Below are 17,812 nucleotides of genomic sequence, written 5' to 3'. Positions count from 1 at the left end.
GGGCAAGAGCGTTTTGCTTACTTTGCCGCTTTTGCAAAGTGAGCCGCCGTAAGGGCGGAACCCTAAGTGGCCGTTACCGCAGGAATGGATATGTACACGGTCCAACTGTGATGACTGCCAGGCCGTCTTCGCAGGCAAGCCAGCTCCCACATTGGATCGCGGGGCATCAGTTATATCTGTGTCGGCTGCCAGGCCGTCACGGGAGCAAGCTCCCTCGCCACAGATTTAGCGTCGTGCCGAAGTTGTGTAGATACCTATGGCTATCGCAGGCAAGCCAGCTCCCACATTTTTAACCGCATTTCACTTCAGGCTTTTCTCAAGCCAGGCTTTTAAGTCCTGGATTTCCGCTTCGCTGATGGTGTGATTCATCCCCGGGTACTCATGAAACTCCGGCTTGAGCCCCAACCCTGTCAGCACCTTGTTCGCCTGCGTGGCCGAGCTAAAGGGCAGCGCCTGGTCCAAGGTGCCATGGCCGATAAAGATCGCCAGCTTGCCCATGGACGCATCCGGTTTCAGCGCAGACCTGAGCCCCGGTAGCACGCTGCCACTGAGTGCGGCGATACCGCGCACCCACTCGGGTTCACGCAAGGCCACCTCGTAAGACATGATCGCGCCCTGGCTGAACCCCACCAGGAACACCCGATCACTTTGGGTGTGGTACTTGGCGGTGGCCTTGAGCACAAAGTCCTTGATCAGCCGGGCGCTGCTGAACAGTTCATCGGTCTCGCCGTTGTACTCAGGCTCATCGGTCTTGGTAAACCAACGATACCCCTGCGGCTCCACCGGCAGTGGCGCACGCACTGATAGGTAGGTCCAGGTAGACGGTAACGCGTCCTTGATGCCAAACAAATCTTCCTCGTTGCTGCCAAACCCATGCAGGAAGATCACCAGCGGCTGGTTGCGCGCATCGCCCTGGGTCTGTTCCAGGTAGGACAACGGCAAGTCGGTGTGCAAGCCGGTGTCGGCATGAGCGGCGCCGGCCACCAGGGCCAAGGCGAGGGCAAGCTGTTTGAGCATCGGGTTTACCTCAGGGTTTGCGCAGCAAATAGGTGTCCATGATCCAGCCGTTTTCCAGGCGCGCCGCCTTGCGTACCCGTTCGATCTCTTCTGCCACGTGCGCCACTTTACCGCTGATCAGGATCTCGTCCGGCGTGCCCAGGTAGGCGCCCCAGTAAATATCCAGGTCCTGATCCGCTACGCTGCGGTAGGAATCTTCGGCGTCGAGCATCACCACCAGGGTATCGGCATCACTCGCCTGTCCCGCCGCCAGCCGTCGCCCAGTGGTGATTTCGATGGACTTGCCGATACGGTTGAGCGGCACCTTATGCTGCGCCGCCAGGGCCTGCACGCTGGTGATACCGGGGATCACTTCAAACTCGAACACACAGCGACCGCTGGCAAGAATCGCCTGCAAGATACGAATGGTGCTGTCGTACAGCGCCGGGTCGCCCCAGGCCAAAAACGCCCCGACTTCGCCGTCGGCCATTTCTTCGTTGATCATGCGTTCGAAGGTCTGCTGCTTATCGCGGTTGAGGTCTTGCACGGCGGTGGTGTAGTCGATTTCACCACGCACCCGCTCCGGGCAATCGGCCTCGACAAAACGGTAGCCGGGTTCGGTGATGTAGGTGTCGCAGATTTCCCGGCGCAGGTCGATCAGCTTGTCCTTGCTCTGGCCCTTGTCCATCAGGAAGAACACGTCGGTACGGTTCAGCGCCTTCACGGCCTGCATCGTGATGTAGTCAGGGTTGCCGGCGCCAATGCCGATGATCAGGATGCGTTTCATGGGGTGCTCTCAGTGCGGGGCGTTGATTTTGCCATGTTCCGGGAATCAGGCGGAAGTTTCCAGGCGCAGGCGCCACACGCCGTTGAAGCGTAGCTCGGTGGCGGACAATGGCTCGACGTCGATCCGGTAGAACATCGCGCTCGGCAACTGCATGACGGACAGCATCGCCGCGCGGATGACGAACGGGTGGGTCACGGCGATGACATGGCCGGGGTGGGTTTCGAGGGAGTTGAGCCATTGGCCAACCCTAATGCACAACTGACCCACCGACTCGCCGCCGTGGACTGCACTGGCGCTGTCGGTGGCCCAGGTGTTCAAGGTTGCGCTGTCGAGTTGGCCGATGCGCTGGCCTTTCCATGCGCCGACATCAAGGTCGCGTAAGGCGGGGTCGACCTGGGCGTTATCGCCGAACAAGCCAGCGCTCTGGCAGGTTCTGGCCTCGGGGCCGCACAGCAGGCGTGCCTGTTGTTTGTAGCGGCCGGCCAGGGACAAGGCCGCGCCCTGCCAGTCCATCGTGACGGACTCGTCATCAGAGAAACGCCCCTGCTTTTGCAGGGGCGTGATGGCGTGGCAGATCAGGGTCAAGCGGGTGGCCGGCATGGCAATTCTCTGTACCTGTAGGAGCGAGGGGGACGCCTAGTTCTTGCTCGCGAAGAACCTCAACGATAACGCGTGCTGCCTGAATAAGCGCGGCGCCTATGAGTTTTTCGCGAGCAAGCTCGCTCCTACAGGGTGTTCGTGCTTCAAGCCAACGCAGCGCTGGCAGGCACGGTTGTCGAGTGACCGCTGGCGACAAAATCCTCCTTGCGCAATACCACCAACGCCAGCAACGACACCACCCCGGTCGCCACGTAGAAATACCACGGCGAGGTAATGTCGCCTGTCACCTTGATCAGCCAGGTGGAAATCAACGGTGCGCTGCCGCCAAATACCGCCACCGGCACGTTATAGGCCACCGCAATCCCGGTGGAACGAATGCGCGTGGGCAGCAGTTCACTCATCAGCGCATAGGTTGACGACGCGTACAGCCCGAACAAAATCGCCACCGCCATCAACGGCGCGAAGAAGGTCGCCGGGGTGGCGGTGGGGGCGGATTTGAACAGCCAGAACATCGCCAAGGTCGCCAAGGTGCCGATCACCATCAGGAACGGCTTGCGCCCGTATTTATCGGTAAAGGCCCCGCCAAATGGCATCACGAAAGCCGCCGAGAAGCTGGCGACAAACACGTACAGCAAGGTGGTGCCGCTGTCGAACTTGAGGATCTTGGCCATGTAGGTCGAGGCAAAGGTCAGCACCAGGTAGAAAATCGAGCTGTGCAAGGTGATGATAAAGAACACCAGGGCAATCGCACGCTTCCACTGCCAGACCTCGCGCAGCGGCGCCCGCGACGTTTGCCCGGCGCGTTGCAGGGCCAGGAACTCGGGGCTGTCTTCGAGCTTGAGGCGGATGTACATGGAGATAAAGCCCAGGGGCGCGGCGATCAGGAACGGTACGCGCCAGGCCCATTCCTGCATGACCTCGGCGCCCAGCACCCAGGTCATGCCATTGGCCACGGCGCCACCGAGCAGCAGGCCAAGCACGGCGGTGACCATCAGCCAGCAAGTGGCGAAGCCGCGGCGACCGGGCCCGGCGTATTCAGAGATGAAGCTGGTGACGGTGCCGATTTCGCCGCCCGCCGAGAAGCCCTGTACGCAGCGCACCAGAATCAACAGGATCGGTGCGGCGATGCCCAGGCTGGCGTAGGTCGGCAACAGGCCCAGCATCACCGTGGAGCCGGTCATCATCACCAGCGCCATGATCAGGGTTTTGCGCCGGCCGATCTTGTCCGCCAGCGGGCCAAAGAACAGCCCACCCAGAGGGCGGATAAAGAAGCTCAGTGCAAACGCGGCAAAGCTGGCCAACAGGCTGGTGGTGGGGTCATCGGAGACGAAGAACGCCTGGCCGATATAGACCGCGAGAAAGCCATACACGCCGTAGTCGTACCACTCGATCAAGTGGCCGGAGGTGGCGCCCAGAAACGCACGGCGGCGCTTGCGGACGGTGTCTTGTGCGGGATTGCCCATCGTGGGGACTCCTTGTCTGATTATCGATCCATGTTAAAGCGCGGCGATACTCGCGGTTTGCAGCCAATGCCGCAAGTCGGTCTTGAGAATCTTGCCGTAGCTGTTCTTCGGCAAATCGCTGCGCCACACATATTTTTTCGGCTTTTTGAACGAGGCCATGCGCGCCAGGAACCAGGCCGTCAGCTCGCTTTCGTCCAGCGGCTGGCCGCTGCGCGTCACGACAAAGGCCACCACCGACTCACCCCATTGCGCGTCCGGCTCGCCCACCACGCACACTTCGAACACCTCGGGATGCTGGGCCAGCACTTCCTCGACTTCACGCGGGTACACGTTGCTGCCGCCACTGATGATCACGTCCTTGGAGCGATCCGTCAGGGTCAGGTAGCCGGCCGGGTCGAGGTAGCCGATGTCGCCGGTCAGCAGCCAGCCGTCCACCAGCGTCTGGCGCGTGGCCTGCGGGTTGCGCCAATAGCCTTGCATCACCGTGGCGCCACGCACCGCGATTTCACCGCGCTCGCCGGTGGGCAGTGGCTGGTGCTCGGCATCAAGAATGCGGATCTCGACACAGGCTTGCGCGTGGCCCACCGAGGCGGCCAAGGTGGCCCAGTCGGGACGCTGGCGCTCGGCGATCAAGGCGCGTGGCAAGACGCTGATGGTCATCGGGCTCTCGCCCTGGCCGTAGATCTGCACCAGGCGCGGGCCGAAGGTGTCGACTGCTTCGCGCAGGTCGGCCAGGTACATGGGGCCGCCTCCGTAGACGATAGTCTTGATGCCGGCGCCGTTATAATCCTGGCGCCGCGCCTGCTCGACCATGCGTTTGACCATGGTCGGCGCAGCAAACAACGACACATCGCCCATGTGCTCGGCCAGCCCGAACAGCTCGGCGGCATCGAAGCCATGGGAAGCCGGCACCACATGCCGGGCGCCGCAGCGCACATGGATAAAGTTGTACAGGCCGGCGCCGTGGGACATGGGCGCGGCATACAGCGCCGCATCGTCGGCACTCACTTGATCGACATCCGTGGCGTAGCACAGCGACATGGCGATCAAGTTGCCGTGGGACAGCATCACGCCCTTGGAACGCCCGGTGGTGCCGGAGGTGTAGAACAGCCAGGCGAGGTCGTGATCCTGGCGGGGCACCGGCTGCTCCAGGCTGGGCCAACCATGGCTGGGCGGCAGCGGGTGGCCGTCCAGTTCCGTGCAATGCGCGGGCAAATCCCGCGATGAAAATACCTGGCCGCCGTCGGTAAAGATCAACCGCGCCTCGGCATTATCGGCAATCCAAGCCGCTTCGCTGGGGTGCAGCTTGGCGTTGATCGGCACCGCCACGCCGCCCATCCACCAGATGGCGTAGAGCAGTTCCAGGTAGTCGCAGCTGTTTTTCATCAGCAGCGCCACCGCGTCTCCCGGCACCAGGCCATGCTGCTCCACCAGGTGCGCGGCGCGTTGGCGCACGTGGGCGGCGAAGGTGGCGTAGTCGGCCACTTGCACGCTGCCGTCGAACAATGCCGGGCGTTGCGGGGCCCGGCGCTGGGTGTCGTGCAGCCAGTTGGCAATGTTCATGGCTCAGCTCCGGCGTGCCTGCAGGACCGAGGCGTAGTTGGCCACCGCCATGCCGCCCATGTTGAACACCAGGCCAAACTCCGGGTTGGGCACCGCCAGGCCAATCGGTTCGCCGGTCAATTGCCGGAACGCCAAGGCATGCATGGACACCCCCGTGGCACCGACGGGGTGCCCCTTGGCCTTGAGCCCGCCGGAAAGGTTCACCGGCAAGCGCCCGCCGGCGCGCACCACGCCGCTGTCGAGCACGCGATGGCCTTCGCCCTTGGGCGCCAGACCCATGGCTTCGTAGATCAGCAACTCGGCAATGGTGAAGCAGTCGTGCACCTCGGCGAAGCTCAGGTCGGCCAGGGTCACATTTGCGCCGCGCAATGCTGAATGAATCGCCCGCTGCGGGCCCTCGAAGGCGAGGATGTCGCGTTGGGCGATGGGCAGCGTGTCGTTGACCTGGGTCATTGCACGTATCTGCACCTCGCGACGAAACGCACGCGCACGTTTGGGCGAGGCGAGGATGATGGCGGCGGCGCCATCGCTGATCAACGAGCAATCGGTCAGGCGCAGGGACTCGGCCACGAACGGGTTGCTTTGGGAGACGTTGTTGCAGTGCTCGAAATTCATCTCCCGATGCATCTGCGCCAAGGGGTTGGCCATGGCATTGGAGTGGTTTTTGGTGGCGATGGCCGCCATCGAGCCCAGCGGGCAGTGGTAACGCTCGGCGTATTGGCGGGCGGCGCGGCCGAACAACTGCGGGAAACTCAGGCCGGCTTCGGCCGGGTCGTTCTGGTAACCGGCCCCGGCCAAGGCTTGGGTGACTGCGGCGGTGCTGGTGTGGGTCATCTTCTCGGCGCCCACTACCAATACCAGCTCGGCGCTGCCGGAGAGAATCGCATTGACCCCCGCCTGGATCGCTGCCGAGCCGGACGCACAGGCGTTTTCACAGCGGGTGGCAGGTTTGAAGCGCAGACCGGGGTCGGCTTGCAATAGCAATGAGGCGGCAAACCCGTCGGGCACCAGCCCCGAGTTGAAATGACCGAGGAACAACGCATCGATTTGCGACGCGTCAATCTCGGCGTCGCTCAGGGCTTCCCGGGTCACCTGGACGATCAGGTCTTCCAGCGTCGTGCCTTCCAGGCGACCAAAGCGGGAGTGACCAGCGGCAACAATGGAGACGCAATCAGCAGGCATAATCAATTTCTTCTGTTCTTGATTCGGACTTTACTTACAATGACCCACCCCTGATCGTGCGCCAATTCGTGTAACTACTTACACGGGTAAGTAGCGCCCCAGGGCATTGAACAACGAGGCAGGATGCCCCATGACCGCGCTAGCCCAGCAATTTCCCGACCTCGAACGCCTGGCGTTCAAGCTGTCCCCTGCCCCGCAGATCGTCACCAGCGACCGCGTGATTCTCGACTGCAACGACGCTTTTCTGAAGCTGTTCGGCTATACGCGCGATGCACTGGTCAGCCAGCTGACCCTGCTGATCTACCCGTCCCAGGCCGACTACCACGCCATCGGCAAGCGCAGCCATGACTGGCTGCTCGACAGCGACAACGGCTTTTATTCCGATGAACGCTTCATGCAGCACCACAACGGCGAAGTGTTCTGGGCCAAGTCCCACGGTTACACCCTCACCCCCAAAGACCCATTCAAACTGATGATCTGGCACTTCGAACGCCTGGACCGCATGCACCAGGGCACCGGCGACCTCACGCCCCGTGAGCGGGAAATTGCCATGCACATCGTCAACGGCTTCAAATCCAAGGAAATCGCCCTGCGCCTGGCGATCTCCCACCGCACCGTTGAGGTGCACCGGGCGCGGTTGATGAAGAAACTGCAGGCCAAGACGGTGGTGGAATTGGTATCGAAGATCATCATGGTGGCCTGACCGCAATGCCCAAAGCAGCGAAGATCAAATGTGGGAGCTGGCTTGCCTGCGAAAGCGGTCGTGCAGTCATAGATGCAGTGACTGACACGCCGTCATCGCAGGCAAGCCAGCTCCCACATTTAAATTGAGGGGCGTCAGGTAGCTGAAACGTTCAACCGAGCACGTCCATACAATTCCCCACCGCCCTGCCCCCCTAACCTCACGGCTTTCGAACCCTCAGAAGCGCTGGAGAACGGGCATGGGTAACACAACAACCAAGGTATCGCTGGCATTGACGCTGCTGGCAAGCGCGATGATGAACAGCGCGTTCGCCGCCACCCCAAGCGTGGCCGTGGCGCCGCAATACGACACCAGCCATGTGTATGTGGCACCGGCCGATGTGGACCGTTTTGCCCAGAGTTTCCTCGCCACCTTCGGCGGCAAAAGCACGCCCCAGGTCGTGGTCAATGTGCTGCCGGTGCCGAGCAGCACCACCTCGCAATTGCTCCAGACCCCGGCGGGCACCGTGTCGTTGTTCGGCTTTACCACCCCCGTACCCCACCCGTTCGGCCAGGAACGCAACGGCTATCTGGTCAAGGACATGGACGTGGCCCTCAAGGCCGCGCGGGAAAATGGCGCCGATGTGATCGTCAGCGATTTCCCCGACCCCATCGGCCGTGATGCCGTGGTGCAGTGGCCGGGTGGTGTGAACATGCAGCTCTACTGGCACACCAAGACCCCGGATTACACCGCCTTCGACACCGTGCCGGAAAACCGTGTGTATGTGTCTCACGACAGCGCCGAGCGGTTTATCAAGGCGTTCCTGGGTTTCTCCCACGGCAAGGTAGTGAGCGACGACAAGCACGCCCCAGGGGTTGATGTCGGCCAGGCCGGCGGCCACTACCGCCGCGTGGATATCGAATCGCCGTTCGGGCGCATGGCGGTGCTGGTCACCAACGGCCAACTGCCCTACCCGTTCGGCCACGACACCACCGGTTATCAGGTCGACGACCTCGCCGCCACCCTGGGCAAGGCCACCGGGTCTGGTGCCACCGTGCTGGTGCCGGCGTTCGACAGCAAAGGTCGGCGCAGTGCGTTGGTGGAGTTCCCCGGCGGTTATGTCGCAGAAATCCACCAACTCAGCGCGGCAAAATGATTCGTCACGCAGGCTGGAGCCTGGCGGTGCTGTGGCCGTTGCTTGCTGGCAGCGTGCAGGCCGACGACCCGCCGGTACGCCCGGTGATCAAGGCCAACCGCTGGCAGGAAGACTGGTCTGTGCTCAAGGACCCGGCGTTGCGCACGCAACCGCTGGACAACCTCAAGTACATCCCACTGTCCGCCGCCAACCCGTTCACCTACTTGTCGTTGGGCGCAACCTTGCGTGAACGCTTCGAGATGAACGACGCCAGCGGGTTCGGCGTGCGGGATGTAGCGCGTGACCGCTACCTGATCCAGCGCTTTCAGGTGCACGCCGATTTGCACCTGAACGAACACTGGCGGCTGTTCACCCAGCTGGAAGATGTGCGGGCCTATGACAAGACCACGATTGGCGGTGCCGACCAGAACCGCGTCGACCTGCGCCTGGCCTTTGCCGAATACGTGAAGACCTTCAGCGCTGGCACCTTCAAGGCACGGGCTGGCCGCCAGGATTTCGCCTTCGACTTGCAGCGCTTCATCTCGTCACGGGACGGCCCGAATGTGCGGCAGTCCTTCGATGCGTTGTGGGCGGACTGGGAAACGCCGCAATGGCGCTTTATCGGGATCGCCAGCCAACCGGTGCAGTATCAGGATGGCCGGCATTTCGACGACAAGTCCAACAGCGACGCGCGCTTCCACATGCTGCGGGTCGAGCGGCTGGTGGGCGGCACCAATGAGCTGTCGGCCTATTACGGCGTGTACGAGCGCAGCGCCGCTCATTACCTGGACGCCGACGGCGAAGAGACGCGCCAGTTGCTGGACGCCCGCCTCGGTGGCGCAGCCCAGGGTTTCGACTGGGACGTCGAAGCCATGCTGCAACGGGGCTCGGTGGGTAGCAAGACGATTCGCGCCTGGGCCGGTGGCAGCCGCACCGGCTACACCTTTGACACCCTGGCTTGGAAGCCGCGTATCGGCCTGCAACTGGATATCGCTTCCGGTGACCGCCAGGCCGGTGATGGCCGGGTCGGCACCTTCAACCCGCTGTTCCCCAATGGCTATTACTTTTCCCTGGCGGGCTATACCGGCTACAGCAACCTGATCCACGTCAAGCCGTCGATCACCGTCAAGCCCATCGCCAAGCTCAGCGTGCAAACCGCCGTCGGCCTGCTGTGGCGGCAGACCACCGCAGACGCCGTCTACACCCAGCCCAACCTGCCCGTGGCTGGCACCGCGGGCCAAGGTGAGCGCTGGACCGGCGCCTACGGTCAACTGCGCACCGACTACGCCTTTACGCCCAACCTCAGCGGTGCGGTCGAGGCCGTGCACTACGCGGTCGGCCAGACCCTGCGTGATGCCGGTGGGCACGACAGCAATTATCTGGGCATGGAGCTCAAGTTCAGTTGGTGAGACAAGCACACCCATACAAGCCTCGGCTCAGGTTTACGGCAATAGTGATGCGGTTTTTTCACCGCCCTTTTTCAGCCCTGCAAGGAGTTTCAGATGAGCACATTCGTTGCCAAAGACGGTACCCAGATCTACTTCAAGGACTGGGGCAGCGGTAAGCCCGTGCTGTTCAGCCACGGCTGGCCGCTGGATGCGGACATGTGGGAATACCAGATGGAATACCTGAGCAGCCGTGGCTTTCGCACCATTGCCTTTGACCGTCGTGGTTTTGGCCGCTCGGACCAGCCCTGGACCGGTAACGACTACGACACCTTCGCTGACGATATCGCCCAGTTGATCGAACACCTGGACCTGCAGGACGTGACCCTGGTGGGCTTCTCCATGGGTGGCGGTGACGTGGCGCGCTACATCGCCCGCCACGGCAGTGCCCGTGTCGCCGGCCTGGTGTTGTTGGGCGCGGTCACGCCGATCTTCGGCCAGCAAGCCGACTACCCCCAAGGCGTGCCTGGTGAGGTGTTCGATGGCATCAAGGCCGGCCTGTTGAAGGATCGTGCGCAGTTCATCAGCGACTTCAACACGCCGTTCTTCGGTCTCAATAAAGGCCAGCACGTTTCAGAGGGTGTGCTCAGCCAGACCCTGCAGATCGCCATGCTTGCCTCGCTCAAGTCGACCGTGGATTGCGTCACCGCGTTCTCGCAAACCGACTTCCGCCCGGACATGGCCAAGATCGACGTACCGACCCTGGTGATCCATGGCGACGGCGACCAGATCGTGCCGTTCGACACCACCGGCAAAGTCGCGGCGCAGATGATCGAGGGCGCACAACTGAAAGTGTACAAGGATGCGCCGCACGGGTTTGCCGTGACCCACGCTCAACAGCTCAATGAAGACCTGTTGGGGTTCCTGAACCGCTGAACCACTTGAAACATCCTCTCCCTGTTTGGCCGGGAAAGCCCTGAGGGTAAGGGGTTGCTGGAGACTTTGGTATTCACGGCGGGTACGCAAACGCAAAAATAGTAAGCATCCATAAAAAAAGACGTCCAAAGACGTCTTTTTTTGTGCCTGAAATCCAGTGACGCTTACAAGGCCAGGCGCAGTTCACCCCACCACCACACCAGCCCCATAAGCCCTTTCATCGAAGCGGAGATCTCACCCACCGCTCTGCCGCTTCTTGCGCCCCTTCAACCGCCTGCTCATAACTCTCCCAATGGTCTCCCTCCACAAAGGCAGGTCGGGCATCCTCGCCTGGCAAGGTCAACCGGGCACCCACAGGAATATCCAGTGCCTGGCCCCAGCTGAAGCCAATCATCACGGTGACACCACTTTTTGTCACATATTCAACAGGATGGTCTCTATCAATACGTTCTGACATACGTCTCTCCTTGATCCGGCGCCACGTTCAGCGCCGGACGTTCGTTAGGTAAAATACCCCGTCAATGGCTACTCATGCCGGCCATGTGCATGATCCCTCGAATACCACTGGCCACAATGCCGAGTGCAACCACACTGGCGAGCCAAATAGCGATCAACCAACACACCCGTTTGTACCAGGGGCCTGCCTGATTTTGAGCCTGTGACACTTCATAGCGTTCCATGGGCCATTTCCATTGTCAGGGCCGTCGCGGCGGCCAGCATGATCATTGCCGTGCAAAACAGCAGGCTTAACTGCGCCACCTGTTTGTAAAACGGCATCGGTTTTTCAGCGTTAGTGGTAACCATCGCCAATCCTCACTTTTCCACGGAAGACGTAGTAGCTCCAGCAGGTGTACATCAGGATGATCGGCAGGATGAACAGGGTGCCGATCAGGATAAACAGCTGGCTGGACGGTGGTGATGCGGCGTCCCACAGGCTGATGGACGGCGGTACGATGTTCGGCCAGATGCTGAACGCCAGACCGATATAGCCGAGGAAGACCAGCATCAGGGTGAACACGAACGGCCAGTGGGAATGGTGGTGACGCAAGGTCTTCAACAGCCCGACCAGGGCCAGTACGCCGAGCAGCAAGAGCCCGCCGAACACCACTATGTGTGCGTGGGTGAACCAGCGCGTGGCGATTTCCGGGCGCAGCCAGGGGGTCCACACACACAGTACGGCCACCACGGCCATCAGGGCGAAGGCCAGGTAATGGCTGAACAGGCGCATCCGCGATTCCAGCATGCCTTCGGTCTTGACCAGCAACCAGGTGCTGCCCAGCAGGGCGTACGCCACCACCAGCCCTACGCCGCAGAACAGCGGGAACGGAGACAACCAGTCCAGGGTGCCGCCGGCAAACTGGCGATTTACCACCGGTATGCCGGCAATGTAGGTGCCGATCACCACGCCCTGGCAAAAGGTCGCCAGGAACGAGCCGCCGATAAACGCCATGTCCCAAATGTGCCGCTTCTGCGGGCTGGCCTTGAAGCGGAATTCAAACGCCACGCCGCGAAAGATCAGCCCGGCCAGCATGAAGATCAGCGGCAGGTACAACGCTTCCAGGATCACTGAGTACGCCAGCGGAAACGCGCCATACAACGCCGCGCCGCCCAGAATCAGCCACGTCTCGTTGCCGTCCCATACCGGCGCCACGGTGTTCATCATCACGTCGCGCTCCTGCTCGTCCGGGATCAACGGAAACAGGATGCCCAACCCCAGGTCGAAGCCGTCCATGATTACGTACATCATCACCCCGAAGGCGATGATCACGCCCCATATCAACGACAGGTCTATACCTTGAATGCCCATGTGCAATCCCCTCGATCAGTTGGTGTGGTCGCCGGACGCGAGCGTCTCGGTAACGGCGGACAGGGGACGACGTGGCGTACGGTCCTGGCCGGGGCCACCTTGGGGCGGATGGTCGTGATGGGGCTGCGGGCCCTTGCGTACCAGCTTCATCATGTAGCCGATCCCCACGGCAAACACCGAGAAGTAGATCACCACGAACAACGCCAGAGAGATGCTCAACTGCGTGACGGTATGGTTGGACGCCGCGTCGGCGGTGCGCATCAGCCCGTAGACCACCCATGGCTGGCGCCCGACTTCGGTGGTGATCCAGCCGGCGAGCATCGCGATCAGGCCGGTCGGCCCCATGAACAACACCAGGCGCAGGAACAGGCGATTGCGATACAGCGCGCCATTACGGCGCAATGCCAAGCCCAGTATCCCGGTGAGGATCATCAACATCCCCAGCCCGGCCATGATCCGGAAACTGAAGAAAATGATGGTCGAGTTCGGTCGGTCCTCTTTAGGGAAGCTCTTGAGCGCCGGGATCTGTTTGTCCAGGCTGTGGGTTAGGATCAGGCTGCCCAGGTACGGGACCTCGATCGCGTAGCGGGTCTTTTCGGCCTCCATGTCAGGGATCCCGAACAACACCAGCGGCGTCGCGCCGTCACCGACGTTTTCCCAATGCCCTTCAATCGCGGCGATTTTTGCCGGTTGATGCTCCAGGGTGTTCAGGCCATGGGCATCACCGACGACCGCCTGGATCGGTGCCACGATCAATGCCATCCACAACGCCATCGAGAGCATCTTGCGCACTGCCGGGGTGTCGTTTTTACGCAGCAGGTGCCAGGCCGCCGAGGAGCCGACGAAGAACGCCGTGGCGACAAACGCAGCGATTGCCATGTGCGTCAGGCGGAACGGGAACGACGGGTTGAAGACGATGGCGAACCAGTCCAGCGGCATCACCCGGCCATCCACGATGGAAAAGCCCTGGGGAGTTTGCATCCAGCTGTTGGAGGCCAGAATCCAGAACGTCGAGATCAACGTACCGATGGCGACCATTACGGTGGCAAAGAAGTGCAACCCACGCCCGACCCGGTTCCAGCCAAACAGCATGACCCCCAAGAAGCCCGCTTCCAGGAAGAATGCCGTCAGCACTTCATAGGTGAGCAAGGGCCCGGTGATACTCCCGGCGAAGTCCGAGAAGCGGCTCCAGTTGGTGCCGAATTCGTACGCCATGACCAGGCCCGAAACCACGCCCATACCGAAGTTGACGGCGAAGATTTTCGACCAGAAGTGATACAGATCCTTGTAGACCGGATTGTCGGTTTTCAGCCACAAGCCTTCCAGCACAGCCAGGAAACTGGCCAGGCCGATGGTGATGGCGGGAAAGATGATGTGAAACGAGACCGTGAAGGCGAACTGAATTCGCGCCAGGTCGAGCGCCTCGAGATTTAGCATGACGGTACCCTCATAGTGTCCAGTGATCAGCACAACCCAGGGCGACCTGCCGGCCGCCCCGCCCGGCTCAAGCGCCGAGTGACTGAATCAGGTTGCTGGCCGGCGCAGGTTCAAGGCGAATAGCGATGAACTTCGACGTGGGAGTGAAGGTGCGGTCGCCATAGCTTTCCAGGGGTACCAGGGGGTTGGTTTCCGGGTAATAGGCGGCAGCCTGGCCAGGCGGAATGTCGTAGGCGATCAACGTAAAGCCACTGACCCGACGCTCGCGCCCATCGCCCCACAACGACACCATGTCGACCTTTTGCCCAGGCTCGTAACCCAGCTTGCGAATGTCCTGTTCATTGACGAACACCACGTCGCGCATGCCATAAACGCCGCGATAGCGGTCATCGAGCCCGTACAACGTGGTGTTGTACTGGTCGTGGGAACGCATGGTCTGCAGAATCAGGTCCGGCTTGACGTCGAGGTTGCGTACGCCTTCGCTGACCAGGTGGGCGGGCAACTCGCTCGGAGCAAACTGCGCTTTACCGCTGTCGGTATGCCAGATGCGGTGCGCGGCGTTGTTGCGCAGGTGGAAGCCGCCCGGGTGCAGCAGTTTTGTGTTGAAGTCCTTGAAGCCGGGAATGGTGTCGGCGATCAAGTCACGGATGCGGCCGTAGTCGGCCACCGTCCACAGCCAGTCAATGGGGTGCTTGCCCAGGGTCGCATTGGCGATCCCGGCGATGATGGCCGGTTCAGAGCGCATCAAGGGCGACTTGGGTTTCAGTTGGCCGTGGGAGATGTGCACCATGCTGAAGGTGTCTTCCACGGTCACGCCTTGCGGGCCCTCGGCCTGAATGTCGATATCGGTACGGCCCAGGCACGGCAGGATCAAGGCTTCGCGGCCGGTCACCAGGTGGCTTCGGTTGAGCTTGGTGGCGATGTGCACGGTCAGGTCGCACTTGCGCAATGCCGCATGGGTGCGTGGGGTGTCCGGCGTCGCTTGGGCAAAATTGCCACCCAGGCCGATGAAGACTTTGGCGAGCCCCTGTTCCATGGCGGCAATCGCCATCACAGTGTTGTGACCATGGCGGCGCGGTACCTTAAAGTGAAAGCGCGCTTCCAGCGCATCGATCAGCTCCGGTGGCGCCAGCTCGTTGATGCCCATGGTGCGGTCGCCCTGCACGTTACTGTGCCCACGCACCGGCGACAGCCCTGCGCCTGGCCGGCCGATATTGCCGCGCAACAGTTGCACGTTGATGATTTCCTGTACGGTCACCACCGAGTGCACATGCTGGGTCACGCCCATCGCCCAGCACATGATCACCCGGTTGGCGCGGCGGTACATGCGCGCCGCCAGCTCGATGTCGGCAAGGCTAAGGCCCGATTGCTCGACGATATGCTCCCACGAGGTGGCGTCGACCTGTGCCAGGTACTGTTCGAGACCCGAGGTGTGTTCGGCAATGAATGTGCGGTCGAACACCGCCTCGCCATTGTTTTCCAGTGCATCACGCTCCCATTCCAGCAGGAACTTGGCGATGCCTCGAAAGGCCGCCATGTCGCCGCCCAGCGCCGGACGAAAGTACGCCGACGAGGTGGGTTCGGAACCGTTGGTGAGCATCTCCAGCGGATGCTGCGGGTGTTGGAAACGTTCCAGCCCACGCTCTTTGAGTGGGTTGAAACAGATCACCTGGGCGCCGCGCTTCACCGCCTCGCGCAGTGGCTCAAGCATGCGTGGGTGGTTGGTACCGGGGTTCTGGCCGATAACGAAAATCGCGTCGGCTTCCCCCAGGTCATCAAACGTCACCGTGCCTTTGCCCACGCCGACACTGTCGTCCATGCCCAGGCCGCTCGCTTCGTGGCACATGTTCGAACAGTCGGGGAAGTTGTTGGTGCCGTAGGCGCGCACGAACAGCTGGTACAGATACGCCGCTTCGTTACTGGCCCGGCCCGAGGTATAGAACTCCGCCTGGTCCGGCGACTCCAGTTCCTTCAGGTGCTTGGCGATCAGGGCAAAGGCGTCGTCCCAACTGGTTTCGACATAACGATCCAGCGAGGCGTCGTAGCGCATCGGATGGGTCAGGCGCCCCTGGTATTCGAGCCAATAGTCACTTTGCGCCGCCAGCGACGACACCGTGTATTTATTGAAGAACGCCGGGTTGACCAGGCGCCCGGTGGCTTCCCAGTTCACCGCCTTGGCGCCGTTCTCGCAGAACTTGACCATGCCGCCTTCCGGCGATTCGCCCCATGCACAACCCGGGCAGTCAAAACCGCCATTCTGGTTGGTCTTGAGCATCGCGCGGATGTTCTTGAACGCGTTTTCACTGCCCAGCCAGCTTTGCGTCACCGCAATCAGCGCGCCCCAACCTGCGGCCGCCCCCTTGTACGGTTTATAACGTTCAACTTCGCTCATGGTAATTCTCCAAGACTTCACACGTAGGCGCGGGCCTAACTAAAGCCCTTATTGATGATTATTTTTCAGGCACTGCAAAACGCAAATCGGTTTAAAGCCCACTAAACCGGGTTCACGTCGACCGGTTTTAAGGGTCCAACATCGAGTTACGCATTTAGCCTATGCCGTGCATAAACAGCCTGTCTAATCACAAATAATGACCACTTCATCGACATGCTCTATCACGATAAATTGTTTTAAAAATCAAAAAGATAAAATAATAAAAGTCGAATAAAACCCCCAATCAAAAGCCCATAGATTTCGTCGATCACTCGGTTGCTAATAGTGATTAGACGCGGCATTAAAACAACTCTAGCCTTGCTTTAAATAACGCGCTTACCTACATCGAGCGTCCAAACACCGTAGTTACACGCTCAGCGTCGCTGCCGAGGTTTTAATGACAGATCAAGTCTTGATGGATAGTTTTTCTCGCCGGGTCGACTACCTCAGGATGTCGGTGACCGACCGCTGCGATTTCCGCTGTGTGTATTGCATGGCCGAAGACATGGAATTCCTGCCACGCCAGAAAATCCTGACGTTGGAAGAGCTGTATCAACTGGCGCAGAGTTTTGTCGCACTGGGCACGCGCAAAATCCGCCTGACAGGCGGTGAACCCTTGATTCGTCCGGGCGTGGTCGAGCTGTGCAAGCGCATCGCGACGCTGCCCGGCCTGCGCGAGTTGTGCATGACCACCAACGGCTCGCAACTGGGCAAGCTGGCCGCGCCGCTGTTCGATGCCGGGCTCAAGCGCCTCAACATCAGCCTCGACAGCCTTGACCCCAAGCGCTTTCGTGAACTGACGCGCACCGGTGACCTGGCCAAGGTCATCGCCGGTATCGATGCGGCGAATGCGGCGGGCTTCCAACGCACCAAGCTCAACTGCGTGGTGATGAAGGGCCGCAACGACCACGAAATCAACGACCTCGTGGCGTTCGCCATTGACCGCGGCCTGGATATTTCCTTCATTGAAGAAATGCCCCTGGGGGTCATCAGCGAACACAGCCGTGCCGAGGCGTTCTATTCCAGCGCGCAGGTGCGCGAGCGTATCGCCGAGCGCTACACCCTGATCGACTCGGCAGAATCGACCCAGGGGCCTTCGCGTTACTGGCGCCTGGCCGAGGCGCCGCATATTCGCCTGGGCTTTATTTCACCCCACAGCCACAACTTCTGCGGCACTTGTAACCGCGTGCGCCTGACGGTTGAAGGCCGGTTGTTGCTGTGCCTGGGCAACGAGCATTCGGTCGATCTCAAGGAGGTGCTGCGGCGCTATCCGGGTGAACCAAAACGCCTGGAGAGTGCCATCGTCGAGTCGATGAAACTCAAGCCGTATCGGCACAACTTCGAGCTCAATGATGACGTGCAGGTTGTCCGCTTCATGAACATGACCGGTGGTTAACCCATCCGGTTT

17 protein-coding genes are annotated in these 17,812 nt (G+C 61.1%); 5 read left to right on the top strand and 12 right to left on the bottom strand.

Annotated features, from left to right (window positions below; genetic code table 11):
* Nucleotides 1-300: 300 nt before the first annotated feature.
* The 6 genes from BMH52_RS26705 to BMH52_RS26680 all read right to left on the bottom strand — a co-directional run bounded on the left by BMH52_RS26705 (nt 301) and on the right by BMH52_RS26680 (nt 6,591).
* On the bottom strand, nt 301-1,017 hold the full coding sequence (locus BMH52_RS26705; protein ID WP_020303169.1) for an alpha/beta hydrolase: 717 nt from the start codon (nt 1,015-1,017) through the stop codon (nt 301-303).
* 10 nt (nt 1,018-1,027) lie between these two features.
* A complete protein-coding gene (gene cobF / locus BMH52_RS26700; RefSeq protein WP_019817301.1) occupies nt 1,028-1,783 on the bottom strand; it encodes a precorrin-6A synthase (deacetylating) in 756 nt (251 codons plus the stop codon).
* A 45-nt stretch (nt 1,784-1,828) separates the two neighbouring features.
* A complete protein-coding gene (locus tag BMH52_RS26695) occupies nt 1,829-2,383 on the bottom strand; it encodes a histidine phosphatase family protein (RefSeq protein ID WP_014718104.1) in 555 nt (184 codons plus the stop codon).
* Nucleotides 2,384-2,526: 143 nt separating this feature from the next.
* Nucleotides 2,527-3,846: an MFS transporter gene (locus BMH52_RS26690; RefSeq protein WP_060767425.1), complete on the bottom strand. Its 1,320-nt coding sequence runs from the start codon at nt 3,844-3,846 to the stop codon at nt 2,527-2,529.
* A gap of 33 nt (nt 3,847-3,879) precedes the next feature.
* Entirely contained in the window at nt 3,880-5,409 is a 1,530-nt protein-coding gene (locus BMH52_RS26685; protein ID WP_072435735.1) for a class I adenylate-forming enzyme family protein, read from the bottom strand.
* A gap of 3 nt (nt 5,410-5,412) precedes the next feature.
* The gene (locus BMH52_RS26680; protein WP_014718101.1) at nt 5,413-6,591 is read right to left on the bottom strand and encodes an acetyl-CoA acetyltransferase; all 1,179 of its coding nucleotides are present in this window, start codon (nt 6,589-6,591) and stop codon (nt 5,413-5,415) included.
* 130 nt (nt 6,592-6,721) lie between these two features.
* On the opposite strand from BMH52_RS26680, the gene BMH52_RS26675 reads away from it, so the two are divergent.
* The 4 genes from BMH52_RS26675 to BMH52_RS26660 all read left to right on the top strand — a co-directional run bounded on the left by BMH52_RS26675 (nt 6,722) and on the right by BMH52_RS26660 (nt 10,729).
* Nucleotides 6,722-7,294 carry a LuxR C-terminal-related transcriptional regulator gene (locus BMH52_RS26675; RefSeq protein ID WP_073845570.1) on the top strand — a complete coding sequence of 191 codons (573 nt, stop codon included), beginning with the start codon at nt 6,722-6,724 and terminating at the stop codon, nt 7,292-7,294.
* A 238-nt stretch (nt 7,295-7,532) separates the two neighbouring features.
* Entirely contained in the window at nt 7,533-8,429 is an 897-nt protein-coding gene (locus tag BMH52_RS26670; RefSeq protein ID WP_073845568.1) for a VOC family protein, read from the top strand.
* Nucleotides 8,426-9,817: an alginate export family protein gene (locus BMH52_RS26665; RefSeq protein WP_073845566.1), complete on the top strand. Its 1,392-nt coding sequence runs from the start codon at nt 8,426-8,428 to the stop codon at nt 9,815-9,817. The genes BMH52_RS26670 and BMH52_RS26665 overlap by 4 nt, the downstream gene beginning before the upstream one ends.
* Before the next feature lie 93 nt (nt 9,818-9,910).
* Nucleotides 9,911-10,729, top strand: a complete 819-nt coding sequence (locus BMH52_RS26660) for an alpha/beta fold hydrolase (RefSeq protein WP_014718098.1) — start codon at nt 9,911-9,913, stop codon at nt 10,727-10,729.
* 217 nt (nt 10,730-10,946) lie between these two features.
* Here the strand turns inward: BMH52_RS26660 and BMH52_RS26655 are convergent, their stop codons facing one another.
* The 6 genes from BMH52_RS26655 to BMH52_RS26635 form a co-directional block, all read right to left on the bottom strand.
* On the bottom strand, nt 10,947-11,186 hold the full coding sequence (locus BMH52_RS26655; protein ID WP_072435732.1) for a hypothetical protein: 240 nt from the start codon (nt 11,184-11,186) through the stop codon (nt 10,947-10,949).
* 61 nt (nt 11,187-11,247) lie between these two features.
* Complete coding sequence (locus BMH52_RS26650) at nt 11,248-11,409, bottom strand: DUF2474 domain-containing protein (protein ID WP_072435731.1); 162 nt, start codon at nt 11,407-11,409, stop codon at nt 11,248-11,250.
* The gene (locus BMH52_RS29365) at nt 11,396-11,533 is read right to left on the bottom strand and encodes a hypothetical protein (protein WP_177345112.1); all 138 of its coding nucleotides are present in this window, start codon (nt 11,531-11,533) and stop codon (nt 11,396-11,398) included. Before BMH52_RS29365 ends, BMH52_RS26650 begins: the two co-directional genes overlap by 14 nt.
* The gene (cydB, locus tag BMH52_RS26645) at nt 11,520-12,536 is read right to left on the bottom strand and encodes a cytochrome d ubiquinol oxidase subunit II (protein ID WP_072435730.1); all 1,017 of its coding nucleotides are present in this window, start codon (nt 12,534-12,536) and stop codon (nt 11,520-11,522) included. Before cydB ends, BMH52_RS29365 begins: the two co-directional genes overlap by 14 nt.
* 15 nt (nt 12,537-12,551) lie before the next feature.
* Nucleotides 12,552-13,973, bottom strand: a complete 1,422-nt coding sequence (locus BMH52_RS26640) for a cytochrome ubiquinol oxidase subunit I (protein ID WP_072435729.1) — start codon at nt 13,971-13,973, stop codon at nt 12,552-12,554.
* Nucleotides 13,974-14,040: 67 nt separating this feature from the next.
* Nucleotides 14,041-16,365 (bottom strand): FdhF/YdeP family oxidoreductase, encoded by a 2,325-nt coding sequence (locus BMH52_RS26635; RefSeq protein WP_072435728.1) that lies wholly within the window; start codon nt 16,363-16,365, stop codon nt 14,041-14,043.
* Nucleotides 16,366-16,801: 436 nt separating this feature from the next.
* On the opposite strand from BMH52_RS26635, the gene moaA reads away from it, so the two are divergent.
* Nucleotides 16,802-17,800 carry a GTP 3',8-cyclase MoaA gene (moaA, locus tag BMH52_RS26630; RefSeq protein ID WP_072435727.1) on the top strand — a complete coding sequence of 333 codons (999 nt, stop codon included), beginning with the start codon at nt 16,802-16,804 and terminating at the stop codon, nt 17,798-17,800.
* Nucleotides 17,801-17,812: the final 12 nt, after the last annotated feature.

This window comes from Pseudomonas sp. BTN1 (genome assembly GCF_001907715.1).
GTDB lineage: Bacteria > Pseudomonadota > Gammaproteobacteria > Pseudomonadales > Pseudomonadaceae > Aquipseudomonas > Aquipseudomonas paracarnis.
The sequence above is the reverse complement of the archived record's forward strand: the minus strand, read 5'-3'. Positions and strand labels throughout refer to the sequence as shown.

Coding starts and splice junctions, on each gene's coding strand:
- BMH52_RS26705 (WP_020303169.1), bottom strand. CDS start 1,017: ATGCTCAAACAGCTTGCCCTCGCCTTGGCCCTGGTGGCCGGCGCCGCT.
- cobF (WP_019817301.1), bottom strand. CDS start 1,783: ATGAAACGCATCCTGATCATCGGCATTGGCGCCGGCAACCCTGACTAC.
- BMH52_RS26695 (WP_014718104.1), bottom strand. CDS start 2,383: ATGCCGGCCACCCGCTTGACCCTGATCTGCCACGCCATCACGCCCCTG.
- BMH52_RS26690 (WP_060767425.1), bottom strand. CDS start 3,846: ATGGGCAATCCCGCACAAGACACCGTCCGCAAGCGCCGCCGTGCGTTT.
- BMH52_RS26685 (WP_072435735.1), bottom strand. CDS start 5,409: ATGAACATTGCCAACTGGCTGCACGACACCCAGCGCCGGGCCCCGCAA.
- BMH52_RS26680 (WP_014718101.1), bottom strand. CDS start 6,591: ATGCCTGCTGATTGCGTCTCCATTGTTGCCGCTGGTCACTCCCGCTTT.
- BMH52_RS26675 (WP_073845570.1), top strand. CDS start 6,722: ATGACCGCGCTAGCCCAGCAATTTCCCGACCTCGAACGCCTGGCGTTC.
- BMH52_RS26670 (WP_073845568.1), top strand. CDS start 7,533: ATGGGTAACACAACAACCAAGGTATCGCTGGCATTGACGCTGCTGGCA.
- BMH52_RS26665 (WP_073845566.1), top strand. CDS start 8,426: ATGATTCGTCACGCAGGCTGGAGCCTGGCGGTGCTGTGGCCGTTGCTT.
- BMH52_RS26660 (WP_014718098.1), top strand. CDS start 9,911: ATGAGCACATTCGTTGCCAAAGACGGTACCCAGATCTACTTCAAGGAC.
- BMH52_RS26655 (WP_072435732.1), bottom strand. CDS start 11,186: ATGTCAGAACGTATTGATAGAGACCATCCTGTTGAATATGTGACAAAA.
- BMH52_RS26650 (WP_072435731.1), bottom strand. CDS start 11,409: ATGGAACGCTATGAAGTGTCACAGGCTCAAAATCAGGCAGGCCCCTGG.
- BMH52_RS29365 (WP_177345112.1), bottom strand. CDS start 11,533: ATGGTTACCACTAACGCTGAAAAACCGATGCCGTTTTACAAACAGGTG.
- cydB (WP_072435730.1), bottom strand. CDS start 12,536: ATGGGCATTCAAGGTATAGACCTGTCGTTGATATGGGGCGTGATCATC.
- BMH52_RS26640 (WP_072435729.1), bottom strand. CDS start 13,973: ATGCTAAATCTCGAGGCGCTCGACCTGGCGCGAATTCAGTTCGCCTTC.
- BMH52_RS26635 (WP_072435728.1), bottom strand. CDS start 16,365: ATGAGCGAAGTTGAACGTTATAAACCGTACAAGGGGGCGGCCGCAGGT.
- moaA (WP_072435727.1), top strand. CDS start 16,802: ATGACAGATCAAGTCTTGATGGATAGTTTTTCTCGCCGGGTCGACTAC.